The sequence below is a fragment of the Pseudanabaena biceps PCC 7429 genome (assembly GCF_000332215.1).
Classification (GTDB): domain Bacteria; phylum Cyanobacteriota; class Cyanobacteriia; order Pseudanabaenales; family Pseudanabaenaceae; genus Pseudanabaena; species Pseudanabaena biceps.
In genome coordinates this window covers 1-8,994 of sequence record NZ_ALWB01000241.1, presented here as the reverse complement: position 1 = coordinate 8,994, position 8,994 = coordinate 1, and the positions used below count along the sequence as shown (strand labels likewise).

Here is an 8,994-nt window from a genome sequence, read left to right as displayed (position 1 = left end):
AGATGCGGCGCTTCGCGCCGCATCTCTCTTTTGGGTTTTATATGAATGGTGACAGCTATATAATTGGCTTAAAATAATAGACTTAAAGTTTTAGAGTTTTGCCGCAAACTGACGAATGCGATCGCAGCCTTCGCGGATTGTTTCTAAATTGGTCGCATAGGACAGACGAATACAATGATCTAGACCGAAGGCAATTCCTGGAATCACCGCAACTTGAAATTCCTCTAGAAGTTTGTCACAGAAATCTAGGGACGGCATTCCAAAGGATTTGATGCTGGGGAATAGATAAAAAGCGCCATCGGGTTTTGGACAAGTAATTCCTGGAATAGAAGTCAACAGGTCGTACATCACATCGCGGCGTTCGGCGAAGGCTTTTCGCATCGTTTCTACGCATTCTTGGGAATCATTGAGGGCAATCACCGCACCATATTGAGCAAAGGTGCAGATATTCGAGGTGCTATGTCCTTGAATGATCGTAGCCGCTTTAATGATATCGGGTGCTCCTGCTAAATAACCAACGCGCCAACCAGTCATCGAGTAAGCCTTGGCAAACCCACTACTAATTAAGGTGCGATCGTACATGGCTGGACTTACCGAAGCGATGCTGATATGAGATGCACCATCGTAGAGAATCTTTTCGTAAATCTCATCCGACACGATATAAACATGGGGATGCCGCTCCAAAACCTCAGCTAGGGCATGAATTTCCGCAGGAGAATAAACCATCCCTGTGGGGTTAGAAGGCGAATTGAGCACAAACAACTTAGTTTTAGGATTGATTGCCGCTTCCAATTGTTCTGGCGTAATTTTATATCCAGTTTCTTCAGTCGTAATCACAAATACTGGTGTCGCCTCGGCAAGCTTTGCCATTTCGGGATAGCTCACCCAAAAGGGCACGGGAATAATTACTTCATCTTCCTCGTCAAGGATAGCCATCATCAGGTTGTACAGCGAATGCTTGCCGCCATTGGTGACGATGATCTGCTCGGGCTTATAAGTTAATTGATTGTCGCGTAAAAGCTTGGCAGCGATCGCTTGTTTAAGCTCAGGGATGCCAGCGGCGGCAGTGTAGCGAGTCTTACCTTGATCGAGGGCGAGCTTAGCAGCAGCTTTGATATGGTCGGGCGTATCAAAGTCTGGTTCGCCAGCACTAAAGCTACAAACATCAATTCCACTAGCCTTCATTGCCTTAGCTTTTGCGTCGATCGCTAGAGTTAAGGAAGGCTGAATATTACGAAGTCTTTTTGCCAGTTGCATTTTTTCTGGAGGAGCGGAGGCATCTTTACGGGATAGCTTCGCATTGTATCAAAGCATACTTGCCAGAGTTTGATAGATTTTTAACAATTTAAGATTTACGATCAAATAAAAGCTCTCTTGGCATACTTGGGTTTGCCCATAAAAATCCATAAAAATATAGCTGCCATCAACTGTATCAGGATATAAAGCCCCAAAGAGGGTTGCCGCACTCCGTGCGGCAACCATCTTTGGGGCTTTTTGTTTTTTACCTATAATTTTGGCGATCGCGCGAACTGCTTGACTAATTTTTGCGGGATTTGCTTGACCCAACCTAAAAACTCTGGCGTAACGATCCCCTGAGGATAAAAGATGGTACCGATCACGATCAAAACGCCAAAAATGATCAACCGTCCATCCTTAAGAAATTGCGCTAGCCATGGAGGCACATTAGAAATCCCCGCAACTCCACGTAAAGCTTCAGGCAAAGCCGTCAGCACAATACCACCGACCACAGGTCCCCAAAATGTGCGCGAACCACCAATAAGGACAAAAGCTAAGAAAATAATACTGGCATCAAAGGTTCCCTGTCTTGCATTCCATGTATTCAAAAAATGAGCGCTGACCGCTCCCACCATCCCCGCGAGGCTTGCCGCTAAAGTAAAGGCTAAAACCTTGTAATAGGTAGGATTTATCCCCATCGAATCAGCAGCTAGTTCATCTTCACGAATAGCAATCAAAGCTCGACCTACCCGAATTTTTTCGAGCCGATACATAAAAGCCATACTTAATCCCAATAGGGGCAGAGCAATCCAGAGATATTCTAAGGGTGACTGAAACGGTTGAGGAATGCCAAAAATGCCGACTGCACCGCCCGTAATATCGAGATTTAGGGCAACCACTCGCAAAATCTCGACAAAGGCAATTGTGGCGATCGCCAAATAAATACCCCTAAGACGCAACACGGGAATGCCCAGCATAACCGCGAGGATCCCCGATATCAAACCTGCCGCCAGCATTTCCAGCAATACCCATACCACTGACAAAGATCCTGTCGTTGTTAAAATTTTGGTAGAAGCGATCGCCGCAATATAGCCCCCTAAAGCATAGAATCCTGGAGTCGCGAGGGACAATTGCCCAGCCATTAGGGGTAAATAAACGGAAATTCCTAAAATTGCGCCAAAGACTGCCGATACAAGCAAAAAGCCATAGGTATTTAGAAATTCAGTCATCATTCAGATTTGAATTGTTTTAAAGGCTAATTTTGCTATCCCTAAAGTACCGCAAAAATATAGCAATTCTTGTTTTATCGCAATTTGCGCTCCTACGCTCAAGTATTCATGCCCTTTATACCAAAGCTGAAAATGGCTATGCCATTTTCAGCTTTGGTATAAGTAGATATGAGCGGCGGCGCACCACCACGCATATCGTGTTTTTTATGCCCAGCTACTTATACCAATTCACGAAAGTGTGACAACACTTTCGTGAATTAAAAACCAAACCCAGTAAGGATTTTCAAAGCTCAAAATGGCGTAGCCATTTTGAGCTTTGGGATAAGTAGCTAGGCGCAATTAAGATAATGAGAATTGCTGAGATTGGTTCGACCAATTGCAAAAACCTTAACTTTTAGTGTAAGATAATAAGCCGTGAAATTGTTTGGGCTAGTAGCTCAGTTGTATAGAGCAATCGCCTTCTAAGCGATCGGTCGTGGGTTAGAGTCCCCCCTAGCCTGTTCATATCAGAAGGGAGCCTTCATATCATGAAGGCTCCCTTCTGTACTAATACTAATTCACTGAAGTGTTGGCTCACTTCAGTGAATTAAAAAACAAACCCAGTAAGGTTTTGAGATTCCCAAAATGGTAACGCCATTTTGGGAATTAAGAGCCAAGAATCGATGGGCGGTGCTACGCGCCGCCCATCGATTCTTGGCTTTTGAGTTGTCCCAAGACAAGTACCTGTAGCTATAAAAGCCAAAAGATGAGATTGTCACCATTCACCTTTTGGCTTTTTAATTTACAAATTTAATTTACAAAAGTGTTGTCACGCTTTTGTGAATTGGTATTACAGGGCAGTTACTATAAAATAAGTGATGGTCATTTGATGGCTATTTGATGACCATTTGACGGTCAATTTTTGGTCATTGCATATTCGCTAGGATTTATTTTTAGGATTCAATATTTAAACATGGGTAGTACATTCGGGCATTTGTTTCGCGTCACGACATTTGGGGAATCTCACGGTGGGGGCGTGGGGGCGATCGTCGATGGATGCCCGCCACAGTTAGAGCTGAGCGAAGCTGATATTCAAGTAGACCTCGATCGCCGCAAACCAGGACAGAGTAAAATTGTTACGCCGCGCCGCGAAGACGATCGCGCTCAGATCCTCTCTGGTGTATTTGAGGGCAAAACTCTGGGCACGCCCATTACGATCTTGGTGCAAAACAAAGATGCCCGTAGTCAAGACTATTCAGAAATGGCAGAAAAATTTCGCCCATCCCATGCCGATGCCACCTATCAAGCAAAATATGGCATTCGTAATTGGCAGGGTGGCGGTCGGTCTTCGGCAAGGGAAACTATTGGCAGGGTCGCCGCAGGGGCGATCGCCAAAAAGATTCTCAAACAGGTCGCAGGGGTAGAAATTATTGCCTATGTCAAACAGGTCAAGGATTTGGTCGTACCCCATATCGATCCAAATACGGTCACGATGGAACAGGTGGAAAGCAATATTTTGCGCTGTCCCGATCCAGAAATGGCAGCAAAAATGATCGACTTTATCGACAAAATCCGTCGTGAGGGTAATTCGGTGGGTGGCATTGTGGAATGTGTGGCGCGAAATGTCCCGATCGGTTTGGGCGATCCCGTATTTGATAAGTTAGAAGCAGATCTTGCCAAGGCGGTAATGTCCCTGCCAGCAAGTAAGGGTTTTGAAATTGGATCGGGTTTTGATGGCGTTTGCTTAACTGGGCGCGAACATAACGATGAGTTTTATATGGAAGGCGATCGCTTGCGTACGCGTACTAATAATTCGGGTGGCATTCAAGGCGGGATTTCCAATGGTGAAAATATTATTCTGCGTGTTGCCTTTAAACCAACCGCCACGATTTTACTAGAGCAAAAAACAGTGTCAGTGTCAGGGGAAGAAACCACCCTCACGGGTCGAGGTCGCCACGATCCCTGTGTATTGCCAAGAGCTGTACCGATGGTCGAGGCGATGGTGGCTCTAGTATTATGCGATCGCTATCTCACGCAAAAAACAATTTCTCTCTAAATCCTTCTAATCATTTTGTTATCCTAAAGTACAGCGCCACAAACGCACCAACCAAGTTTTAATAGTAGCTAACTCATCTAACTCATCAGTCAACTCACCGCAATGACCACAACGCCGATCGCTCCAAAAACAACAGTACAACCAAAACTCATAAATCGCCCTGATGCGTTGGGACGCTTTGGGATCTTTGGGGGCAAATATGTTCCTGAGACTCTCATGAGCGCTCTTACTGAGCTAGAGACTGCTTTTTATCATTACAAAAACGATCCAGACTTTAACAACGAACTCGATGGCTACTTGCGGGACTACGTGGGGAGACCCAGTCCCCTGTACTTTGCGGAGAGATTGACACAACATTATGGGACGGCTCAGATTTACCTCAAGCGCGAAGATCTCAACCATACTGGTGCTCATAAGATTAATAATGCGTTAGCACAGGTACTCCTCGCTATCCGTATGGGCAAAAAACGGGTCATTGCCGAAACAGGTGCGGGTCAGCATGGTGTGGCAACGGCAACGGTTTGCGCTCGATTTGGTTTGGATTGTGTTATTTACATGGGCGTTCAGGATATGGAGCGCCAGTCCCTCAATGTATTTCGGATGAAATTGATGGGTGCGGAAGTGCGCCCCGTTGAGGCGGGTACTGGAACTCTCAAGGATGCCACCTCCGAAGCAATTCGTGACTGGGTAACAAATGTGGTCGATACCCACTATATTCTTGGTTCCGTAGCTGGCCCCCATCCCTATCCGATGATCGTGCGAGATTTTCATGCGGTAATTGGGAAAGAAAGCCGTCGTCAAAGCCAAGAGAAATGGGGTGGGTTGCCAGATATTTTATTAGCCTGTGTTGGTGGTGGTTCCAATGCAATGGGACTATTCAATGAATTTGTGGATGAGCCTTCCGTCCGCTTGATCGGTGTAGAGGCAGCAGGTAAGGGAACGAATACCGAATTCCATGCGGCAACCTTGACCCTTGGACGTGTTGGTGTCCTGCATGGGGCAATGAGCTATCTACTCCAAGATGAACAGGGACAGGTACAGGAAGCTCATTCCATTAGCGCTGGTTTGGATTATCCAGGAGTTGGACCAGAACATAGCTACCTTAAAGATTTAGGTCGGGCAGAATACTATAGCGTTACCGATCAAGAGGCTCTTGATGCATTTCAGCGTCTTTCTCGCTTAGAAGGGATTATTCCTGCCTTGGAAACATCCCATGCGATCGCCTATTTGGAAACCCTCTGTCCACAATTAACGCCCGATCAACGCATTATTATTAATTGTTCTGGTCGTGGTGATAAAGATGTAAATACCGTGATTCAACATTTACATCTCTAATAAAAAATTACTAAGTTAAAACCCAGAAGAGCATACTGCCCGCGCAGCGGGCGGTATGCTCTTCTGGGTTTAGGCTTTCGTGAATTGGTATTACCTATAGCTATATCCCAAAAAGAGAAGTGGGCTGTGCAAAGCACAGCCCACTTCTCTTATGCTTGAGCGGAAAGCCATCGCTCTGCTTCTAAAGCAGCCATACAGCCTGTGCCAGCGGCGGTGATTGCTTGGCGATATTCGTGATCTTGGACATCGCCACAGGCATAGACCCCTGCGATATTTGTGGCAGTTGATTTCCCTTTAGTAATAATGTAGCCAGTTGGATCGAGTTCGATCTGTCCCGCAAATAAATCGGTATTAGGGGTATGCCCGATCGCATAAAACAGTCCGCCCACAGCTAAATCTCGCTCTTCGCGAGTATGCGTATCCACGATCTTCACTCCTTTAACGATTTCTTCTCCATACACATCCAGAGGGAGAGAATGCCAATGGATGACTATTTTGGGGTGAGCGAAAACGCGCTCCTGCATGATTTTACTCGCTCTCATATGATCCCCTCGTACGAGTAAATGCACCTTAGATCCGTATTTTGTTAAGAAAATTGCCTCCTCAGCCGCCGTATCACCGCCCCCAACTACAGCAAGTTCTACCCCCCGAAATATGGGAGCGGCTCCGTCACAAACTGCACAAGCAGAGATGCCCCGATTCCAAAATTGCGCCTCACTGGGTAAATGGAGGCGTTTCGCGGTCGCACCTGTGGCGATGATCAGGCTATGGGCTTGTACTTGATGCGATGTGGAGGTAATTGTAAAAGGGCGATCGCTCAGATCGATAGCGACGACATCCTCCATAATCATTTCTGCCCCGCAATTTAAGGCTTGCTCCCTCATGTCATGCATCAATTGCGCGCCCATAACGCCATTTGGAAATCCAGGAAAGTTTTCGACTTCCGTTGTCGTCATCAATTGTCCACCAGGAATCCCCCCCTTTTGAAATCCCTCAAATACCAGTGGATTCAAGTTGGCGCGTCCCGCATAAATAGCCGCTGTATGCCCTGCGGGTCCTGAACCAATAATCACTAAGTTTCTGATTGGGGAATTTGCGATCGCATCAGACTTCATTATTACTTTGCCTCTAAATTATGAAACTTCCATTAGTCATTATCATTAATTCTGATTAACTAGCTAAGCATAAGTAAACTTAAAACCGAGAAGAGAGTATCGCCCGCGTAGCGGGTGTTAATCTCTAGTTTCTGTTTTTTAATTATGCTGAACTACTTGCTGATCTTTATATGGTACTCCCTTCCCACCAAAGAAATAGACATACAAAACCAATAATTAGCGTTGCGGCGCTTCGCGCCGCAACGTCTAATTTTTCACTGGGAAGGGAGTAATCAGAACCAAGATTTTTGATTTGGTAAATTGCTGTAGTATGCCCCACTTAACTATTTGTAAATACAAAATACTTGGGATTTTGAGTCTAATGTAAATTGATCATCCGTTAATAATTTTTGATACTAAACTTAAGAAAATATCCTCTGGACTATAGTGACTCTAAATACTAAATAATTAATAAATAAATAATTAATTAATAAGTTTGTATTCCTTTAGATCGAATAGATCGAAGTCTCTTTTTAATTGTAGTCATTATTAAAATTTGATCGGTGTGATATCTAAACTTAATAGGAAATTAATAGCATAAGTAAGTGAGCTTAATTAAATATAAAACCCCAAAAACTGCGGCACACGCCCAGCCTGTGCCGCAGTTTTTAGATCTAGATTTTAATTATGCTGAGGTACTTAGGGACTTGCGAGAAAATAAGATGCCAATCCAGATTTACCAGAATCGGTGGCGCGGCGGAGCCGCGCCACCGATTCTGGTTTTATATTTGATACTTCATTAAATCGCAAGTCCTTTATAGCTATAGTTGATTTTTTGAGAAATTAATTGATTAATTCTAACTAATTTTTTCCATTTGTCTGACATATCGTTATACTTAAGAAAATTATTATGTTTCATGCTGGATATAAACACAGATTAATGAGTATATCTTCCTAATTACTACTCATCCAGAAAAAATCTGTGAGTATATTTTCCTAATGGCTATTAATTTAGAAAAACTTATTGAGTATATCTTCCTAATCACTACCAATTTGAAAAAGAAGTACGTGAGTATATCTTCCTAATTGCTATGGCGATCGCCATCTTAAGTGATTTATGAATGCTTTATGGAAGAACATCTCAAAGGGTTACGCTTCCATAAACTCAAAAATAGACAACACATTTAGGATTGCTAATAGTAATCCTAAATGTGTGAGAGATTTCGACTGCGCTCAGCCAAAGTATACCGATAGTTGAGCGAAGTCGAAGCCATATTTCTCTCATAAATGATTTCATAAATGATTTAGGACTGCTATATATGACAAAATATATCGTCACGAAAGATTTTTTGTATGATAATGGGAGAATACTTAGAAAAATGAAGCTACATTACCTCTAAATCGATTTCTAGGTCGATAAAACTATGGATATCAAGCTCATCAATATCGGCTTTGGTAATATCGTGTCCGCAAACCGAGTTGTGGCGATCGTTAGTCCCGAATCTGCCCCTATCAAACGCATTATTAGCGATGCTCGCGAACATGGTAAGTTGGTCGATGCCACCTATGGTAGAAGGACAAGAGCCGTTATTGTCACCGATTCTAGTCATGTGGTTCTATCTGCTATTCAACCTGAAACTGTTGCTAATCGTTTTGTCATCAGTAAAGAAGGGGCTACGGATTAAATTTAAATTAAATTTAAATCAATTTAGAAATCCTTGCTCGTCAAGGATTTTTAAATGTAATAATTCTCAATATGATTTGGATTTGACGACCTTACAAATCACTACAAATCACTATCAGTTTTATTTACCAATTTATCGGAAAACTGGGTTAAAAACCCCGTGCTACTAGCACGGCTTTATATTAAACTAGATACTTTACACAATAAATGCTATAATGTAAGCATGGCTCAAAAAGCTTTCAAGTACCGATTCTATCCAACTCCTGAGCAAGAAACCTTGCTTAGAAGAACGATGGGTTGCGCTCGATTAGTCTATAACCGTGCCTTAGCCGCAAGGACAGAAGCATGGTATGAACGCCAAGAGTCGAGTTGGATACTCTG

The 8,994-nt window shown here is 43.6% G+C and carries 7 protein-coding genes and 1 tRNA gene; 5 read left to right on the top strand and 3 right to left on the bottom strand.

The window, feature by feature from the left end; translation table 11 throughout:
- Window positions 1–90 precede the first annotated feature (90 nt).
- Together PSE7429_RS19590 and PSE7429_RS19585 are read right to left on the bottom strand one after the other, a co-directional pair.
- On the bottom strand, window positions 91–1,257 hold the full coding sequence (locus PSE7429_RS19590) for a pyridoxal phosphate-dependent aminotransferase (RefSeq protein WP_009629080.1): 1,167 nt from the start codon (window positions 1,255–1,257) through the stop codon (window positions 91–93).
- A 248-nt stretch (window positions 1,258–1,505) separates the two neighbouring features.
- Entirely contained in the window at window positions 1,506–2,465 is a 960-nt protein-coding gene (locus tag PSE7429_RS19585) for a branched-chain amino acid ABC transporter permease (RefSeq protein WP_009629078.1), read from the bottom strand.
- A gap of 426 nt (window positions 2,466–2,891) precedes the next feature.
- Between PSE7429_RS19585 and PSE7429_RS19580 the strand changes: the two genes are divergently transcribed.
- The 3 genes from PSE7429_RS19580 to trpB all read left to right on the top strand — a co-directional run bounded on the left by PSE7429_RS19580 (window position 2,892) and on the right by trpB (window position 5,835).
- A tRNA-Arg gene (locus PSE7429_RS19580) sits at window positions 2,892–2,965 on the top strand.
- A 452-nt stretch (window positions 2,966–3,417) separates the two neighbouring features.
- Entirely contained in the window at window positions 3,418–4,500 is a 1,083-nt protein-coding gene (gene aroC, locus PSE7429_RS19575; RefSeq protein ID WP_009629077.1) for a chorismate synthase, read from the top strand.
- A 102-nt stretch (window positions 4,501–4,602) separates the two neighbouring features.
- Window positions 4,603–5,835 carry a tryptophan synthase subunit beta gene (trpB, locus tag PSE7429_RS19570; RefSeq protein ID WP_009629076.1) on the top strand — a complete coding sequence of 411 codons (1,233 nt, stop codon included), beginning with the start codon at window positions 4,603–4,605 and terminating at the stop codon, window positions 5,833–5,835.
- 149 nt (window positions 5,836–5,984) lie between these two features.
- Here trpB and trxB read toward each other — a convergent pair whose 3' ends face one another.
- Window positions 5,985–6,950 (bottom strand): thioredoxin-disulfide reductase, encoded by a 966-nt coding sequence (gene trxB / locus PSE7429_RS19565; RefSeq protein WP_009629075.1) that lies wholly within the window; start codon window positions 6,948–6,950, stop codon window positions 5,985–5,987.
- Window positions 6,951–8,353: 1,403 nt separating this feature from the next.
- On the opposite strand from trxB, the gene remA reads away from it, so the two are divergent.
- Both remA and PSE7429_RS24695 read left to right on the top strand, forming a co-directional pair.
- On the top strand, window positions 8,354–8,614 hold the full coding sequence (gene remA / locus PSE7429_RS19555) for an extracellular matrix/biofilm regulator RemA (RefSeq protein WP_009629073.1): 261 nt from the start codon (window positions 8,354–8,356) through the stop codon (window positions 8,612–8,614).
- 222 nt (window positions 8,615–8,836) lie between these two features.
- Window positions 8,837–8,994 (top strand): helix-turn-helix domain-containing protein (locus PSE7429_RS24695; RefSeq protein ID WP_148285838.1); only part of this gene is annotated, 158 nt, incomplete at its 3' end.

Bases quoted from the DNA above. Each gene is read 5' to 3' on its own strand.
- PSE7429_RS19585 (WP_009629078.1), bottom strand. From the start codon at position 2,465: ATGACTGAATTTCTAAATACCTATGGCTTTTTGCTTGTATCGGCAGTC.
- aroC (WP_009629077.1), top strand. From the start codon at position 3,418: ATGGGTAGTACATTCGGGCATTTGTTTCGCGTCACGACATTTGGGGAA.
- remA (WP_009629073.1), top strand. From the start codon at position 8,354: ATGGATATCAAGCTCATCAATATCGGCTTTGGTAATATCGTGTCCGCA.
- trxB (WP_009629075.1), bottom strand. From the start codon at position 6,950: ATGAAGTCTGATGCGATCGCAAATTCCCCAATCAGAAACTTAGTGATT.
- PSE7429_RS19590 (WP_009629080.1), bottom strand. From the start codon at position 1,257: ATGCAACTGGCAAAAAGACTTCGTAATATTCAGCCTTCCTTAACTCTA.
- trpB (WP_009629076.1), top strand. From the start codon at position 4,603: ATGACCACAACGCCGATCGCTCCAAAAACAACAGTACAACCAAAACTC.